Source organism: Kutzneria kofuensis (genome assembly GCF_014203355.1).
Classification (GTDB): Bacteria; Actinomycetota; Actinomycetes; order Mycobacteriales; family Pseudonocardiaceae; genus Kutzneria; species Kutzneria kofuensis.
In genome coordinates this window covers 7,352,954-7,368,970 of record NZ_JACHIR010000001.1, presented here as the reverse complement: position 1 = coordinate 7,368,970, position 16,017 = coordinate 7,352,954, and the positions used below count along the sequence as shown (strand labels likewise).

Sequence of the window (16,017 nt, the reverse complement as noted above, 5' to 3'; positions counted from 1 at the left end):
GCGTAAACGGGAAGCGCATGCGGCATCCAGGTTGGCACTCAGTGGCGAATCGGACTTGCAGGGAGCAACAGTTCGGCAGTGCGAGCTTTAGCGTGTGGCGTACGCATCCGGGACGTGCGGTGATATCCGGTGTATCAACCACTGGTTGTGCCCGCGACCTGGCGAAGTGCGACACGATCTCATTGTCTGACCAACCAGTTGGTCAACATCCGAGGTGTGTCCGCTCGGGCCGCCAACCGCTGCCCGTTCGGACCAAAAGCTGAGCAGGGCTTACTACACCACTTGGTAAAAGACGGCACCGATGTCAGCGTTGTCGTATCTGGAGCACCCGCGGATCACTCCTGCAGTCCAAGACCGTGGGCGCGTCCAGCAGGACGGAGTTGACCTTGCACGTGATGCCGGTACCGGCCGAACGGGGCCTGCCCCTCGACAACGCGCTCGCGCGCGGCCTCGCGGCGGCCGGAGAACTCGGGCTCAGCGCGCACTTCACGCCGCTGCTGGACGCGGATCCGGGCAGCTGGCAGTGCTCGCTGCACTGCACCGGTGTCCAGATGCCGGCAGCCGATGGCCTGGGCCGCGGCGACCGTGAGACCGCCCGGGTCGGGGCGCTGTTCGAGGCGTTGGAGAACTACCTGAGCGGCCTGGACGGCCTGCGCAACCGGCAGGTCCGGCTGCGCGAGGCGCACGAGGTGGCGACCGGCCCGCTGGCTGCGGACCCGCTGGTCGCGCGGCTGGCCGAAGGCCCGGCCCGCGAGCTCGGCTGCATGCGCTACCAGGCGCTTGACGGCAGCGACGACGTGGACGTGCCGGTGTTCCTGACGATCCCCGAGTACGGCGGCGCGCAGGGTGAGCCGGCGCGGCTCACCATCGAGGACTTCTACGACTATTCGACGACCGGCGCCCGCGTCGAGGCATCTGGTTGGGCGGCTGGCTCCTATGCGGCGGAGGCCCTGGTGCATGCCGTCAACGAGACGGTCGAGCGGGACGCCCTGGCGCAGTTGGTCGCCGAGCAGCTGATCAGCGACCACGCGCGGGCGCTGCGGGTGGTCGATCCGGCGTCGCTGCCGGACGACCTGGCCGACCTGCTGATCACGGCGGCGGACCGGTCCGGGCGCTCGGTGCACCTGATCGATATGACCTCCGACCTCGACGTGCCCGCGTTCTACGCGTTCCAGGCGCCCGAGCCGGGCTGCCGGCCGGTGGCGGCCGGCAGCGCGGCGGCGCTGTCCAGCCGGGTCGCGGCCAGCCGGGCGCTGACCGAGCTGATCCAGTTCCAGAGCACGGCGACCGGCCGGCAGCTGCCGGACTTCTCCGGCCGGCTGCCGGACGCGGCCGAGGTCGGCTTCGTGGCCACCTGCGCGCCGGCCACCCCGCGCCAACACCTCGACCACCTGGTCGACCTGTTGCACAGCAAGGGGTTCACGCCGTACGCGCGGGAGCAGTACTCGACCCGGAACCTCGCCGTGGTCAACGTGTTCGTGCCGGGACTGGACCGGTCGACGGACTACCGGCGGCTGCGAGTCAGTCGTCGGCGTGCTCAAGCGCCCACCGGGTGAGCGCCGGGCGGGTGGTCAGCCGCAGCTTCTTGTAGCTGTTGTGCAGGTGCGTCTCGATGGTCCGCTCGCTGAGGAAGAGCCGCTCGGCGATCTGGGCGTTGGTCAGCCCCTTGCCGACCAGCTGCACGACCTCCCGTTCCCGCTTGCTCAACGGCTGCGCGCCGGTGAGCGCCTTGGGTACGGAGAGACGGGCGCCCATCGCGTCGAGCCTCGCCGCGGCCTGCTGGAGCAGCTCGGGGTCGTCGAGCATCAGTCCCTCCTGGCGGAGGGCGAGCGCGTCGAGGAACGGCGAGGTCTTGCCGGCGACCCGGAGGTGCTGCAGAACCTGTTGGGCCGCAGGCTGATCCTTGCGAGCGACGGCCAGGTAGCCGGAGTACGCCACCCGCAGCCAGTCGACGAGCAGGTCCCCGAGCGGGCGCGGCGGCCGGTAAGCGGTGGCGTCGACGGCGGCACCGGTCCGCAGCGCGTAGGCGGTCTCGGCGAGATCGGTGACCATGACGAGGTCGTCGTGAGTGGCGTCGTAGCATTCCCGCGCTGCCTTCAGGTCCGCCTCGGCGCGGGCGATGTTTCCGTTCTCCAGCAACAGGAAGGCTCGGGCGGCGAGGGCGCGGCCGGTCAGGCGGTCCTGGCCGACCTGTTCGGCGAGGGCGAGGCTGTCGTCGGCGACGGCGAGCGCGGCGGCCAGGTCGCCGGAGATGTAGGTGGCCCACACCTTCACGTACTCGACGTAGTGCACGGCCCCGGGCAGGTGGAACTGCACCTGCGACGCGCCGGGGTTGCCGGTGGCCCGCAGGGCGGCGGCGACGTCGCCACGCAGGATCGACAGTCCCGGATGCTGCAGTTTCACCGCGTAGGCATAGTGTTCACGCGACTCGGCGCCGATCGCTCGGCTGGCCTCGATGGCGATCTGGTTCTGCGTGTACGCGCCCGCGTAGTCACCGCCGATCCGCGCCGCGACACTCGCGCCGAAGTGCGCGACGGTCCGTGCCTCGGCCGTGTCCTGGTGCTCGGTCAGGCCGATCATCGCGTCCAGCACCAGCCACAGCCGGGTCAGGTCGTTGGCCCGAACGGCGATGAGCCAGTGCACCACCAGCCCGATCGGCGGGTCCTCGGACTCGAACGGCACCGGCAGCATCGGCGTGCTCACGTTGCCGCGCTCGGCCTCCAGAATCGACCGGTAGTAGCCGAGAATGCGCTGCCGCGGCGAATCACCCCGGCTCCGCGCCAAGGCATCCGCGTGGTTCCAGAGCGACGCGGCGTCGTCGAGCCGGCCGTTGGCCTGCAGCGCGCGGGCCAGGCCGTCCATCAGTTCCGGGATCACGTCGGCGTGTTCGATCGACTGGGCGTGGTGCAGGGCCACGCTGAGGTAGTTGACCGCCTCCTGCGCGTCGTGGACGTCCAGCGCACGTTGTCCCGCCGCGCCAAGGACTTCACACGCCCGCGCCGGGTCGACAAGATCACCGGCGTCCCGGTAGTGCGGGGCGGCCTCGAGCACGTCGGTGCGGTCCAGCGCGGCGGCGATCGCCGCATGCAGCGAACGCCGTTGCCCCACCGTGAGTTCCGCGTACGCGACCTCCGCGTACAACGGATGCGACACGCGATACGTCAGCGCCGGGCCGTCCACCAACTCCTCGACCAAGCCCTGCTGGAACAGTTGCCGCAGCACCACGTCGAACCCGTCCTCGGCCCACACCGTGCGCAGCAACCGCGGCGAGCCGCCGGCGCCGGCGACGGCGATCAGCTCCAGCAGCCGCCGCGCTCGATCGTCCAAGCGCTGCAGGCGATCCAGCACGACATCGCGGACGATCACCGGCAGGCCGTCGGGGATCTCGCCGCCGCCGACCAGGGCCGTGACGAACAGCGGGACGCCCTGGGCACGTGCGGTGACCTTGCTGAGCAGCTCGGCGCGCGGCGGTGCACCGAGCAGATCGCCGACGAGTTCGCCCACTGCGTTGTCCGACAACGGTTCCAGCGCCAGCTCGACGCCGGACTCGTCGCGTCGCACGGTCATCGCCAACGCCGTCAGTGGCCCGCCCGGCTCAGCGCTGCGATAGCCGCACCACAGCAGCAGCCGCCGTCGCCTGCTCCCCCGGCCGAGGTGGTGCAGCAGCTCGATCGTGCCGCGGTCGGCCCAGTGCAGGTCGTCCACGACGAACAAGGCCGGTCGTCGCGCCGTGATCCGCTCGACCAGGCGCAGCACGGCCTCGAACATCCTGGTGCGTTCGAGCTCGGGATCGCCGGTCGGCGGGGCCGGCGACAGGCGCGGATCCGCGATCAGGCCGGCGATGTCGTGCAGGCCGTCCAGCAGTTCGGCCGACTCCGGCTCGGGCAGCGTGCCGAGGTAGCGGCGCAGCGCCTCCACCACCGGCGCGTAGGCCAGGCCGGCCTGCAGCGGGCTCGACGAGCCCATCAGCACCGCGAAGTCGTGCTCCTTGGCCCTGCGCAGCGAGCTGACCGCCAGCCGCGACTTGCCGATGCCGGCCTGACCGGACACCAGCAGGATGCGGCGCTCGCCGCCACGGACCGCCCCGATCGCCCGGTCGATGACCCCCAGTTCGCGATCACGGCCAACCAGCCTCGACTCCACTCGTCCGAGTATGCACCAATCGGACTAAACCAGCGCCGTCAGGCCGCTGCGAGCCGCCGGTCCCGCCCAGCGGGCGGCCCGAGCAGCGCCACCAGCTGCACCAGGCGACGGGCCTACAGCGTGGCGCGCAGTTCCCACAGCTCCGGGTAGAACCGATTGTCCAGGTGGGACTTCAGATGCGCCGCACCGGCGCTGCCGCCGGTGCCGCGCTTGCGACCGATCTGCCGCTGCACGGTCAGCAGGTGCCGGCTCTGCCACGACGCCCACGCCTGGTCGTGCGCGATCAGGGCCTCCGCGAGGTCCCACAGCTGCCGGTACCGGTCGGTGCGCGCGGCGAGCTGCCGGCAGGCGTCGGCGCGGCAGGACCTGGTGGCGACGTCGAAGCCGGCGTCGGCCAGCAGGGCCAGGAATCCCTCCCAGAGCGAGGGTTCCTCGTACCGCCGACGCAACCGCGCGCGTTCCTGCTTGGTGTACCAGGGCCGGTCGAGATAACTGGCGTCCCGCGAGCCGGACAGCAGTGCGATCTCCCAGAACTGGGCGGACTGGCCGCCGTTGCCGGTGCCCAGCGCGGTGCGGAACTCGTTGAAGTCCTGCGGCTCCATGGTGTCGAGCACGTCGAACTGGCCCAGCAGCGCGCGCTGGATCACCACCGCCCGCTCCAACCGCTTGCGGGGCAGGTAGCTCTCGCCCGCGAGCATCCGGTCACGCGCGTCGCCCAGCTCGAACAGCAGTTGCTTGAACCACAGCTCGAAGACCTGGTGCACCGTGATGAACAGCAGCTCGTCGTGCGCGTCGGCGTGCGGGCGCTGGCGGTCCAACAGCGCGGGGAGTTGCAGGTAGGCTCCGTAAGCCGGCATTATCGACCACTCCCGTCGATCAAACCGTGCGCGGCGAACTGCTCCGCCGCACCGGGCACCGCGAGCACGCCCGCCGACTCACACATCCGCAGGCTGGCCCGGCAGATCGCCCTGATCCGCTCGTTCCCGGGATCGCCGCCGTAGCAGTCCCGGACCACGGCGGTCGCCGTGGTGTCGTCGAGTCCGGCCAGCACCAGGGAGGAGCGGACCGGTTCCACGTCCCACAGCAGGCAGCTGCGGATCAGGGCGGGCATCGCGAACGCGACGTCGACCCGGGTCGGGGCGTCCAGCTGGTGCCACAGTTCGTGGAAGAACCCGGTGAAGTAGTGGTGGTGCCGGCCCTCGTCCTTCGCGTGGTCGCGCACCGTTTCCCTCACCGTGGTGACCACCGTGTCGTCGTGGGGGATCTCGTTCAGCACGGCGGTGATCAGCGTCTCGAACACGACCACCTGCAGCAGGACGGCCAGTTCGGGATGGTCGGGCAGGGTTCGGTCGACCGCGTCGGCGAGTTGGTCGACGAACCCGCCGTAGTTCCAGCGGGGCACCGGGACACCCGTCACCGCGCCGATCTGGTCGGCGAGGTCGAGGCTGTACAGCGAGTGGTAGCCCTCGTCGCAGTACACCTTGAACGCGTCCAGCCGGCTGGACATCGGCAGTTCGATCCCGCTGCGGCCGTTGGCGATGAGCTCCGCGCCCCGGTTGACCACCCTGGTCTCCAGGTGCGCGGTGGACAGCAGGAACTGGTAGAGGTGGCGCACCGCCAGCTCCCGGTGCCGCTCGGCGGGCAGGTCGCGGACGGCCTCGTGGGACAGGTACGGCACCAGCCGGTGCGGGAAGAACACCTTGCCCGCCTCGGACTCCTCGTGGAAGATCCGCCGGACGCCGTTGCGTATCCCGGCCTGCTCGTACCAGCGGTCCATGGTCATGACAGCCCGCCGACGCGACGCAGCGCCTCGTGGACGTGGCCGGGATCCGTGGTGTGGCAGAGCCGGAACCAGCCGGGCGCGGGACTCCCGAACGCCGTGCCGGGGATGAGGTTCACCCTGGCCTCGTCCAGAACGCGGTGCCAGAGCTGGTTTTCCGTTCCCTCTCCCAGCCACCGGCTCAGGTCGGTCCAGACCGTGAAACCGGCGCCCGGCCGCACATGCGGAATCCCCTGCTCGGCCAGGCAGGCGGCGGCGTTGCGGTACGAGTCGGCCAGCCGTGCCCGGTTCTCCTTGAGGAACCCGTCCACCCACTCGTGATCGGCGAGCAGGTTCGTCAGCAGCGCCTGGGTGTCGGTGGAGACCGGGGCGAAGTAGGCGAGCGCCGTCGCCGCCTCGAGCACCTCGGGGTGCTCGGTGTGCAACACGCCGACCTTCAGCCCGGACAGGCCGAAGTCCTTGGCGAATCCCCAGATCACGTGCACCCGATTGCCGCCGCGCAGCCGGGGATCGAGCACGCTGACGAACGGCTCGTCACCGAACACCGAGTTGGCGTAGATCTCGTCGGCGATCACGTCGAGGTCGTGCCGCTCGGCAACCGCGAGCACGTCCCTCAGTGCCGCCAAGGAATGCACGTTCCCGGTCGGGTTGCAGGGTGAGGTGATCGCGACCGCGCGCACCGTGACGCCGTCCTTGCGGGCCTGGTCGATCGCCCGCTCGACCGCTCTGGCGTCGAGGCTGAAGCCCGTCGCGCCGGACAGCGGCGCCGGGATCAGCCGCGCCCCGGACCGGCCGGTCAGCAGCACGTCCAGCGCGCTGTAGTACGGCGCGGCCACCACGATCGCCTCGCCCGGGTCGCACAGCACGCTGGCCACGATGTCCAACGCGGCGCTTGCGCCGCTCACCACGACCAGATGGTCGGGATCCACCTTCGCGTGCCAGGTCTTCGACAGCAGGCGCGAAGTCGCGGCCCGAAGCTGCGGTGAGCCGTGCAACGGGCCGTACCGCACGTCCCGAGGCTCGATGTTCCGCGCCGCGGTCACCTTGTCGGCGAGCAGGTCCCATACCAGCCGGTTCTCCGCGGTGCCCAGGTTCAGGTAACCGCCGGGATTGCGTTGCGGGTCATAGGGATCACGCTCGACGCGCAGGTGCGCGGCGGCGATGGCCGGGGCATGCGCGGTCAGCGCCGCGGCTCGGCGGGACACCATCACGCAACGCTCCTCGCGGCGGTGCTGCTGGCATGCCCCATGGCGGCACCGGGTCCGGTGAGCAAACCTGGATGCACACCAAGCCCGAGAGAGGCATCGAGAACCGCGCCGCGCAGCACCGAGGCCTCGTCGCGGCACAGCCACCAGACCAGGTCGGCGATCTCCTCGGGTTGGATCAGCCTTTCGCCCGGCAGCCGGCGGATCAGGTCGTCCAGTTCGGCGCCGGCCAGGCCGTCCAGCAGGCTGGCCTGCAACATCGGGGTCCGCACCGCGCCGGGGCAGACCGCGAACACGTCCACCGGTCGGTGCGCCAACTCGGCGGCCAGGTGCTTGGTGAGGTAGACCAGCGCCGCCTTGCTCATGCCGTCGGCGATGTGGAAGTCGGGGAAGGTGGCGACCCCGCCGCCGACGCTGGCCACGTTGACGATCTTGCCGTGGCCGCGGTCGAGCATGCCCGGCAGCACCGAGCGGACCAGCCACAATGGACCGACGCTGTTCACCTGGAGGAACGCGGCGTCGCACTGTTCGGGGGTGCCGTCGACATAACGTCGCACGGTCTGCGAGCCGACCGCGGCGTTGTTGACCAGGATGTCGACCGGGCCGGGCAGCCGGTCGTGCAGCTCCACGTGGCTGTCCCAATCGCCCTGGTCGAACTCGAACGCCTCGACCTCGGCTCCCTCGCCGGCCAGCTCGGCCGCCAGCGTCTCGGCGGGCCGGCGGTTGGAGTGATAGGTGAACCACACCCGGTGCCCGCCGCGCGCGAACCGGCGGACCAGCGCCCGGCCGATGCCGGTTGAGCCGCCCGTGACCAGCACGCCCTGCTTTGCCATGGCTCAATTCTGTTGCGGAACACGGCATCGGCACCGGCGGCGAGCGCACTTCGTGTGATCCTTCGGGCGGCTGCTCAGGGTTTGAGCCCGGTCAGCACCGTCAGTGTGGGCTGCCGGCCCACGTCGACCCTCCTCAATGCACTCAGTCCGGCTTCGGCCAGCCAGCGGCGGTAGTCCGCCGGATCGTGGATGGTGCCGCTACGAGTGCGGAGCAGCAGGGACAGCTCGTGCGTGGCCGCACCCTGCGAGCCCGCGAGCGTGTCGATCACGGCCAGCGTGCCGCCCGGGCGCAGCGCCGGCACGTAGCGGCGGATCAGCTCGGCGGCGCAGTCGGCGTCCAGCAGGTGGCAGACGCCGGGCAGCATGACCAGGTCGTACGTGCCGGCGGTCGGCTGGGCGTCGAACAGGCCGCCGGTCAGGAAGTCGAACTGCCGGCACCGGTTGGCGCGGCGGTTCGCCGGCACGTCCAACACACTCACGCGGCACTGCGGGTCGCGGGCGGCCAGCGCCGCCCCGCACGGCGCCCCGTCCACGCTGGCGTCCAGGACGCGCTTGGCGGCCGGCAGTTCGGTGACGACGTCCGCTCGCATCCCGTGCAGCAGGGTCGTGATCACGTCCCGCTCCGCCTCGCGGGCCGGCAGACCGGTACGGACCGAGTCGGTGACCTGGTCGCGCCACGGCAGCAGCGAGTGCACGCCGGCCAGACCGGTCGTCGCCGGCTCGTAGCGGCCGTCGGCGCGCAGCTGCACCAGGCCGCTGTCCGCCAGCGTCGCGAGGACCACTCGGACGCCGCGAACGCTTGCGCCACAGGTCATCGCGAGGTCCTCGACCGTCGCCGGCGTGCGGTCGATCTGGTCGATCAGACCCAGCTGCACCGCCGCCGAATACGCCGACAGCGTGGCGGCCGCGCGGTGCAGGCCCAGCAGCGCCGCCGTCATCGGGCCAGCGCCCGGCGCATGATCGCGACGCTCTCCAGCGCCGCCTCGTCCGCCCGTGCGTGCTCGCGGCGGGCCGAGAGCAGCTGGGCCAGGTTGATCAACGCCCAGGACAGCTTCTGCGAGTGGTCGGTGTTGTCCGGTTCCCGGGCGGCCAGTTCCTTCAGCGCCGCCACCGCCTGCTCGGTGATCGTGACGGGGTCCTCGTGGCACTCGCCATGCGGAATGCCCCAGCAGCTCTCCGCCCGTGCAATCACGTCCATGCGATCCATGCTGGCGGCGGCCGCGGGAACCGGACAACGCGATCCGGTACGTAATCGGCGTGCGCCGGCGAAGTTACGTACCCGCCGACCAGGCCGCCGCCTGCCGGCCGATGAGCTCCTTCAGGTCGCCCGCGGTGAGGTTGAAGTCCACCGCGTGCAGGCCGTAGAAGTTCGGCTGCGGCAGGCCGACCAGGTTGTCACCGCCCGTGACGTCCAGCCAGGAGACCGTGCTCCGGCCGTCCAGGGTCTGCTTGCACCGGCCGGTCAGCGTGCCGTGGTAGCGGGCGAAGCCGGTCGGGTAGTTCGGCACCGTCAGTGACTGGCCCAGGGAGCTGATCCGGCCGTACGGGTTGAAGTCGTTGCCGCCGACCAGCTTGCGCGTGTACAGGATCGTGTCCAGCGGGGCCTCGTCGGTTCCTTCGAGCAGGGCCGCCGGGTTCACGCAGAGCACCTGGTGCCGCGGGTCGTCGACGACGCGGACCAGGTCGGCGTCGCTGCTCGGCACCTGCCCGCCCGGTTTGTAGCTGGAGTAGGCGACCACGCAGCCCGTGTCCGTGGCGTGCCGGCAGGCCGGGACGTGCTGGAACGTCGCCGCCGGGTCGCTGCCGCCGCCGTCCGGCCGGCCCGTCGGGACCACGATGTGACCGCCGAGCAGGATCGCCGAGACGAGGTACTTCCTCATGTCCGCGTTGTTGTCGAAGTTGTGCCGGATCAGCGCCGCCAGCACCGCCGCCCCCTGGGAATGCCCCAGCAGCACCACTCCGCGCCGCCTGCCCGTGGTCGGGTCCGTGTTGTCGTGGTCCCAGTAGTACTGGAACGCCTGCTCCACATCGCCGATGCCCGTCGAGTAGTCCGGCGGGATCTTCGTGATCAGCGACAACGCCAGCTCCGGCAACGTCCGCTGCCGGTACGTCGGGGCGAAGATCCGGCACCTCGGCGCCAGCATCCCCACCTGCGCGATCGACTGCGCGAACTCCTCGTCGGTCGGCACCGGCACCAGGTTCGGCAGGTTGTCGACGGTCGGGTAGACGTAGAAGCAGTCCACCTGCGGAGCCGCCGTGCCCGCCGGGCCGCCGGTGACGTCCGTGGTGTCGAGGGGTACTTGGTCGTGGCTCGCCGGGTACGTAGCCGTCGTCGGCCCGCACGAGTCGTGGCACATCCAGACCGGCGCCGGCAGGGCGTTCGCCGGCGCCGCCAGGCTGGCGGTGAGCGCCGCCGCGGCGGCAAGGGTTCCCCAGGTCATGGAGGAAGTGAACCAGGCCAGTGGGCCGCCCGACCCCCACCTCTCACCCGATCGAGGTAACGGATTGTCGGGCTTCGCCGCACGTGAGTGGCTCACTTGGCCAGCAGAGCCACGTGAGCCACTCACGTGAAGTCGAGACGCGGGGGTTTGCCCGGGTGCGGCGGCCGCCACCACCGCACCCGGCCCTCCGGGTTACGCGCCGCCGCGTACCCGGCGAATGGTGTCGCGGTACCACAAGGCGCTGGCCTTGAGGGTGCGTCGCTGGGTCTCGTAGTCGACCCGCACGATGCCGAACCGCTTGGCGTAGCCGTACGACCATTCGAAGTTGTCCATGAGCGACCAGGCGAAGTAGCCGCGGACGTCGGCCCCGGCCTGGCGGGCGGCGGCGACGGCGCCGATGTGGGACTGGAAGTAGGCGGTGCGGTCGTCGTCCTGCACGAAACCGTCGGCGTCGGCCTCGTCGGGGAAGGCCGAGCCGTTCTCGGTGATGACCATGGGCAGCCCGGGGTAGTCGCGGCCGAGGCGCACGAGCAGGTCGGTGAAGCCGGAGGGGACGATCTCCCAGCCCATGTCGGTCACGGGAAGACCGGCCATCACCGCGCGGGTGACGGGCAGGCCGTCGGCGTCCCGGCTGGCGCCGTCCTCGCCGACACCGGAATACCGGTGGCTGGAGTAGTAGTTCACGCCGAGCACGTCGATCGGCGCGGAGATGATCTCCAGATCGCCGTCCCGCACGGGGATCTCGACGCCACGCTGCACCAGGTCCGCGACGACGTCCTTGGGGTAGCGGCCGTAGCGCAGCGGGTCGAGGTAGATCCGGGCGCCGAGACCGTCGGCCCGCCGGGCGGCCTCGCGGTCGGCGGCGCTGTCGGTCGCCGGGTAGGACGACCCCATGTTGAGGGTGATGCCGATCTCGATGGGCGACGAAGCGGCCTCACGCATCCGTTGCGTGGCAAGGCCGTGCCCGAGCAGCAGGTGGTGCACGGAGGCGATGGCGGCCGGGAACTCCTGCCGGCCCGGCGCCTGCCGGCCCTCGTAGTAGCCGAGCATGGCGGTGCACCACGGCTCGTTCAACGTGGTCCAGATCCGCACCCGGTCCTGGAGCTTGTCGAACACCATCATCGCGTAGTCGGCGAACCGGTAGGCGGTGTCGCGCACCGGCCAGCCGCCGGCGTCCTCGAGCTCCTGCGGCAGGTCCCAGTGGTACAGCGTCACCCACGGGTCGATTCCCTTGCCCAGAAGCTCGTCCACGAGCCGGTCGTAGAACGCGAGGCCCTTCTCGTTGACGGGGCCGCTGCCGCGCGGCTGGACCCGTGGCCATGCCACGGAGAACCGGTAGGTGTCGACGCCGAGTTCCTTGATCAGCGCGACATCCTCGGGCATCCGGTGGTAGTGGTCGCAGGCGACGTCGCCGTTCTCGCCGTTGTGCACCATGCCGGGCACCCTGCAGTAGGTGTCCCAGATGGACGGTGTGCGACCGTCCTCGTCGACGGCGCCCTCGATCTGGTACGCGGAAGTGGCCACGCCCCAACGGAAGTTCGCCGGCAGGCTGGCGATGAGATCTGCCTCGACCGCCGTGGCAGTGGTTTCCATCGATTCTCCTCCAGTGTCGGTACGCGGGTCAGCGGACGGGGTGCAGCCAGCAGGCCACCTCTCTGTCCGAACCGCCGGGGACGTCGGGCACGCCGAGCACCGGGAGGTCCCGGGCGCACGGCTCGAAGGATTTCGGGCACCGCGGGTGGAACGCGCACCCGGTCGGCATCGCCCGCAGGTCCGGCGGCGACCCCGGGATGCCCGTCAGCTCCCGCTTCGGCCCGCGCAGCGCGGGGAAGGAGCCGAGCAGCCCGGCACTGTAGGGGTGGAACGAGTTGGTGTAGATCTCCTTGGCCGGCGCCTGTTCCACGATCCGGCCGCCGTACATGATGGCGATCCGGTCGGAGAACTCCACCAGCAGCGACAGGTCGTGGGTGATGAACAGCACCGAGAAGCCCAGCCGCTCGCGCAGCTCCACCAGCTGGCCCAGGATCTGCCGCTGCATCACCACGTCCAGCGCGGTGGTCGGCTCGTCCATGATGACGACCTTCGGCTCCAGCGCGAGCGCCATGCCGATCATCACGCGCTGCCGCATGCCGCCGGAGAGCTGGTGCGGGTAGCTGTCCATCCGGTCGGCCGGGATCCCGACCAGGGTGAGCAGCTCACGGGCCCGGGCGTTGCGCGCCTGCGCGCTGCCGCGGGGGTCGTGCGCCTTGATCACGTCGGTGAGCTGGGTGCCGATCCGGTGCACCGGGTTGAGCGAGTTCATCGCGCCCTGGAACACGATGGACGTCTCGGCCCAGCGGAACTCGCGCAGCTCGTGGTTGGTCAGCGACAGCACGTCGTACGGGCCGCGCTCCGGGTCGTGGTAGATCACCTCGCCGCCGGCGACCACGCCGGGCGGCGGCAGCAGCCGGGTCATGCCGTACGCCAGCGTGGACTTGCCGCTGCCGCTCTCGCCGGCCAGGCCCAGCACCTCGCCGCGGTGCAGCGTCAGGGTGACGTCGCTGACCGCGTGCACGGCCTCGTCGCCGAGACCGTAGTCGACGTCGAGGTTCTTGATCTCGATGAGGGGTTCGGTCATCAGTCGGCCCTCTCATTCAACACTGCCTTGCCCAGAACCGGCGTGAAGCCGATCCGCATGCGCACCGACTTGCCCTTGATCCGGCCCGCGTTGCGCAGCCGGGGGTTGACGATCTCGTCGATGCCGAAGTTGATCAGGGACAGCGCCGTGCCGAGGACCGCGATCGCCAGGCCCGCCGGCACGAACCACCACCACGCGCCCTGGGCCAGGGCCTGCTGGCTCTGCGCCCAGAACAGGATGGTGCCCCAGTTCCAGTCGGTCGGGTCGGAGACGCCGATGAACGCCAGCGTGATCTCCGAGAGCACCGCGAAGATCACCGTGCCGACGAAGCCGGACGCGATGACGGCGGTCAGGTTGGGCAGCAGCTCGAAGAAGATGATCCGCCACGTGGACTCGCCGGTGGCCTTGGCCGCGTCGACGTAATCGCGGCCGCGCAGGGACAAGGTCTGCGCGCGCAGCACCCGGGCGCCCCAGGCCCACGAGGTCAGGCCGATCACCAGGCCGATCGTGGTGTTGCTGACCGACGGCAGGATCGACGCCACGATGATGATCAGCGGCAGCGCCGGGATCACCAGGAACACGTTGGACAGCGCGGACAGCGCCTCGCCGCCGGTGTTGGTCAGGTAGCCCGAGCTGACGCCGATGATCACGGCCAGCGCGGTGGCCACCAGGCCGGCCAGCAGGCCGACGTAGACGACGCCGCGGGCGCCGGACAGCACCTGGCTGAAGATGTCCTGGCCGAGGTGGGTGGTGCCGAACCAGTGCGCGCTGGTCGGCTCGGACAGCAGGTCGGCGCTGCGGGCGTCCGGGTCGTACGGCGCCAGCATCGGCCCGAAGATGGCCAGCAGCACGTAGAAGCCGAGGATGATCAGGCCGACCAGCGTCTTCTTGTTGGCGATGAAGCGGAACTTCTGCCGTTTGGCCGGACGCGGGCTCGGCGCGGCCTCGCCGGCGGCGGCCTGCAGGTCGACGGTGGAGATGGCCACGGCTCAGCCCTCCTTGCGGGTGCGCGGGTCGAGCACCAGGTAGGCCAGGTCGGCGAGGAAGTTGGCGGCGAGCACGGACAGCGTGATGATCAGGAAGATGCCCTGCATCAGCGGGTAGTCCTTGGCTCCGACCGCCTGGAACAGCTGGAAGCCCACGCCCGGGTAGGAGAACACGATCTCCACCAGCAGCGTGCCGCCGACGATGAGGCCGAGCGACAAGGCGAAGCCGGAGACGTTGGGCAGCAACGCGTTGCGGGCGGCGTAGCTGAGCATCACCCGGCGGTCGGACAGGCCCTTGGCGTGCGCGACGGTGATGTAGTCCTCCGACGACACCGTCACCATCATGTTGCGCATGGACAGGATCCAGCCGCTCATCGAGGAGATGAGGATGGTCAGCGCCGGCAGCAGGCTGTGCTGCACCGCGCTGCCGATGAAGTCGATGTCCCAGCCGGGCACGACACCGGGGTCGTAGCCGCCGGAGGACGGGAAGATGCTGTTCGGGCCGGCCAACAGCTCGATCATGATCAGGCCGAACCAGAAGTACGGCACCGAGGACAGGAAGGTCGTCACCGGCAGCACCAGGTCGACCCAGCTGCCCCGGCGCCAGCCGGCCACCACCCCCAGGCCGGTGCCGAGCATGAAGCTGACCACGGTGGTGACGCCGACCAGAGCCAGCGTCCACGGCACGCTGGAGCTGATCACGTCCGTCACCGGCGTCGGGAAGAAGGTGAACGACAGGCCGAGGTCGCCGTGCAGCAGCTGGCCCCAGTAGTCGAGGTACTGCTGCCACAGCGGCTGCTGCTTGTCCAGTCCGAACAGGACGTACAGCGAGTGCACGGCGTCGGTGGACAGCTGGCCCTGCTCCTTGGCGATCAGCGCCTGCACCGGGTCGCCGGGCATCAGCCGCGGCACGAAGAAGTTGATGGTGATCGCGGCCCACGCCGTGAAGACGTAGAACGCGATCCGCCGCAGGAGATAGCTCATCCGGCCGCCTCCCCGCTCGCCACCGCCGCGGACTTGTCGGCGTAGAGCCAGCACGCGGCCCAGTGGCCGGGCTCGTCCCCGATCTCCAGCCGTGGCGGCAGTTCCGTCTTGCACCGCTCCATCACGTGCGGGCAGCGCGGGTTGAACCGGCAGCCGGCCGGCGGGCGGATCAGGCTGGGCGGCTCGCCCCCGACCTCGTCGGCCCGGGCGGGCCGGTCGGGGTCGGGGGCCGAGTCGATCAGCAGCTGGGTGTACGGGTGGGCCGGCTTCTGGGTGACGGTCTCGCTGTCGCCGCCCTCCACCATCCGGCCCGCGTACATGACCACCGTCTCGTCGGCGAAGTAGCGGGCCGACGCGATGTCGTGCGTGATGTACAGGATCGCCAGATCGAGGCGTTCCTTGAGGTCCCGCAACAAGTTCAGCACGCCGAGCCGGATGGAGACGTCCAACATGGACACCGGCTCGTCGGCCAGCAGCGCCTCCGGGTTGGCGCCCAGCGCGCGGGCGATGGCCACGCGCTGGCGCTGCCCGCCGGACAGCTCGTGCGGGAACTTGTCGATGTAGCGCTCCGGTGGCGTGAGCTGCACCCGGGTCAGCAGCTCACGCAGCGCCTCCTCGAGATTCCCGTTGGCATTGCCGTGGATGCGCAGCGACCTGGTCAGGTGGTAGCGCACCGTGTGCACGGGGTTCAAGGAGCCGAAGGGGTCCTGGAAGATCATCTGCACCTGCCGGACGTACTCCCGGAACCGGCGCCCCGCCTTGACGTTGACCGGCTTGCCGTGCAAGCGGATCTCGCCCGAGGTGGGGTGGTGCAGCTGGGCCAGCAGTCTGGCCACGGTGGACTTGCCCGAACCGGACTCGCCCACCATCGCCGTCACGTGGCCGCGGCGCAGCGTGAAGCTGACGTCGTCGACCGCGTGCACACTGCGTGCCTTGCGGGTCAGTAGCTCCCGGCCTTTCCTGCGCACCGGGAAGTGCTTGCTGAGACCGTCTACTTCCAGGACGACCTCGCCGGTCTTGTCAGTCAT

Annotated in this window: 14 protein-coding genes; 1 reads left to right on the top strand and 13 read right to left on the bottom strand. The window is 70.5% G+C overall.

What is annotated here, in order from left to right:
• The first annotated feature begins 395 nt into the window (after nucleotides 1–395).
• A complete protein-coding gene (locus BJ998_RS33670; protein ID WP_184867348.1) occupies nucleotides 396–1,556 on the top strand; it encodes a YcaO-like family protein in 1,161 nt (386 codons plus the stop codon).
• On the opposite strand, the gene BJ998_RS33665 is transcribed toward BJ998_RS33670, so the two are convergent.
• The 13 genes from BJ998_RS33665 to BJ998_RS33605 form a co-directional block, all read right to left on the bottom strand.
• Entirely contained in the window at nucleotides 1,522–4,143 is a 2,622-nt protein-coding gene (locus BJ998_RS33665) for an ATP-binding protein (protein ID WP_184867347.1), read from the bottom strand. The genes BJ998_RS33670 and BJ998_RS33665 overlap by 35 nt on opposite strands.
• A gap of 113 nt (nucleotides 4,144–4,256) precedes the next feature.
• Entirely contained in the window at nucleotides 4,257–5,000 is a 744-nt protein-coding gene (locus BJ998_RS33660; protein WP_184867346.1) for a tryptophan 2,3-dioxygenase family protein, read from the bottom strand.
• Nucleotides 5,000–5,926 carry a diiron oxygenase gene (locus BJ998_RS33655; protein ID WP_184867345.1) on the bottom strand — a complete coding sequence of 309 codons (927 nt, stop codon included), beginning with the start codon at nucleotides 5,924–5,926 and terminating at the stop codon, nucleotides 5,000–5,002. The genes BJ998_RS33660 and BJ998_RS33655 overlap by 1 nt, the downstream gene beginning before the upstream one ends.
• A complete protein-coding gene (locus tag BJ998_RS33650) occupies nucleotides 5,923–7,131 on the bottom strand; it encodes an aminotransferase class I/II-fold pyridoxal phosphate-dependent enzyme (protein ID WP_184869106.1) in 1,209 nt (402 codons plus the stop codon). Before BJ998_RS33650 ends, BJ998_RS33655 begins: the two co-directional genes overlap by 4 nt.
• Nucleotides 7,131–7,961 carry an SDR family NAD(P)-dependent oxidoreductase gene (locus tag BJ998_RS33645; protein WP_184867344.1) on the bottom strand — a complete coding sequence of 277 codons (831 nt, stop codon included), beginning with the start codon at nucleotides 7,959–7,961 and terminating at the stop codon, nucleotides 7,131–7,133. The genes BJ998_RS33650 and BJ998_RS33645 overlap by 1 nt, the downstream gene beginning before the upstream one ends.
• A gap of 74 nt (nucleotides 7,962–8,035) precedes the next feature.
• Nucleotides 8,036–8,899 (bottom strand): methyltransferase, encoded by an 864-nt coding sequence (locus BJ998_RS33640; protein WP_184867343.1) that lies wholly within the window; start codon nucleotides 8,897–8,899, stop codon nucleotides 8,036–8,038.
• The gene (locus tag BJ998_RS33635; protein WP_184867342.1) at nucleotides 8,896–9,159 is read right to left on the bottom strand and encodes a hypothetical protein; all 264 of its coding nucleotides are present in this window, start codon (nucleotides 9,157–9,159) and stop codon (nucleotides 8,896–8,898) included. The genes BJ998_RS33640 and BJ998_RS33635 overlap by 4 nt, the downstream gene beginning before the upstream one ends.
• A gap of 73 nt (nucleotides 9,160–9,232) precedes the next feature.
• On the bottom strand, nucleotides 9,233–10,402 hold the full coding sequence (locus tag BJ998_RS33630; protein WP_184867341.1) for a DUF3089 domain-containing protein: 1,170 nt from the start codon (nucleotides 10,400–10,402) through the stop codon (nucleotides 9,233–9,235).
• A gap of 192 nt (nucleotides 10,403–10,594) precedes the next feature.
• Entirely contained in the window at nucleotides 10,595–11,995 is a 1,401-nt protein-coding gene (locus BJ998_RS33625; RefSeq protein ID WP_184867340.1) for a GH1 family beta-glucosidase, read from the bottom strand.
• Nucleotides 11,996–12,023: 28 nt separating this feature from the next.
• Nucleotides 12,024–13,019, bottom strand: a complete 996-nt coding sequence (locus BJ998_RS33620) for an ABC transporter ATP-binding protein (RefSeq protein WP_184867339.1) — start codon at nucleotides 13,017–13,019, stop codon at nucleotides 12,024–12,026.
• On the bottom strand, nucleotides 13,019–14,005 hold the full coding sequence (locus tag BJ998_RS33615; protein ID WP_184867338.1) for an ABC transporter permease: 987 nt from the start codon (nucleotides 14,003–14,005) through the stop codon (nucleotides 13,019–13,021). The genes BJ998_RS33620 and BJ998_RS33615 overlap by 1 nt, the downstream gene beginning before the upstream one ends.
• Before the next feature lie 3 nt (nucleotides 14,006–14,008).
• Nucleotides 14,009–14,989, bottom strand: coding sequence for an ABC transporter permease (locus BJ998_RS33610; RefSeq protein ID WP_184867337.1), 981 nt, complete (start codon nucleotides 14,987–14,989; stop codon nucleotides 14,009–14,011).
• Entirely contained in the window at nucleotides 14,986–16,017 is a 1,032-nt protein-coding gene (locus BJ998_RS33605) for an ABC transporter ATP-binding protein (RefSeq protein WP_184867336.1), read from the bottom strand. Before BJ998_RS33605 ends, BJ998_RS33610 begins: the two co-directional genes overlap by 4 nt.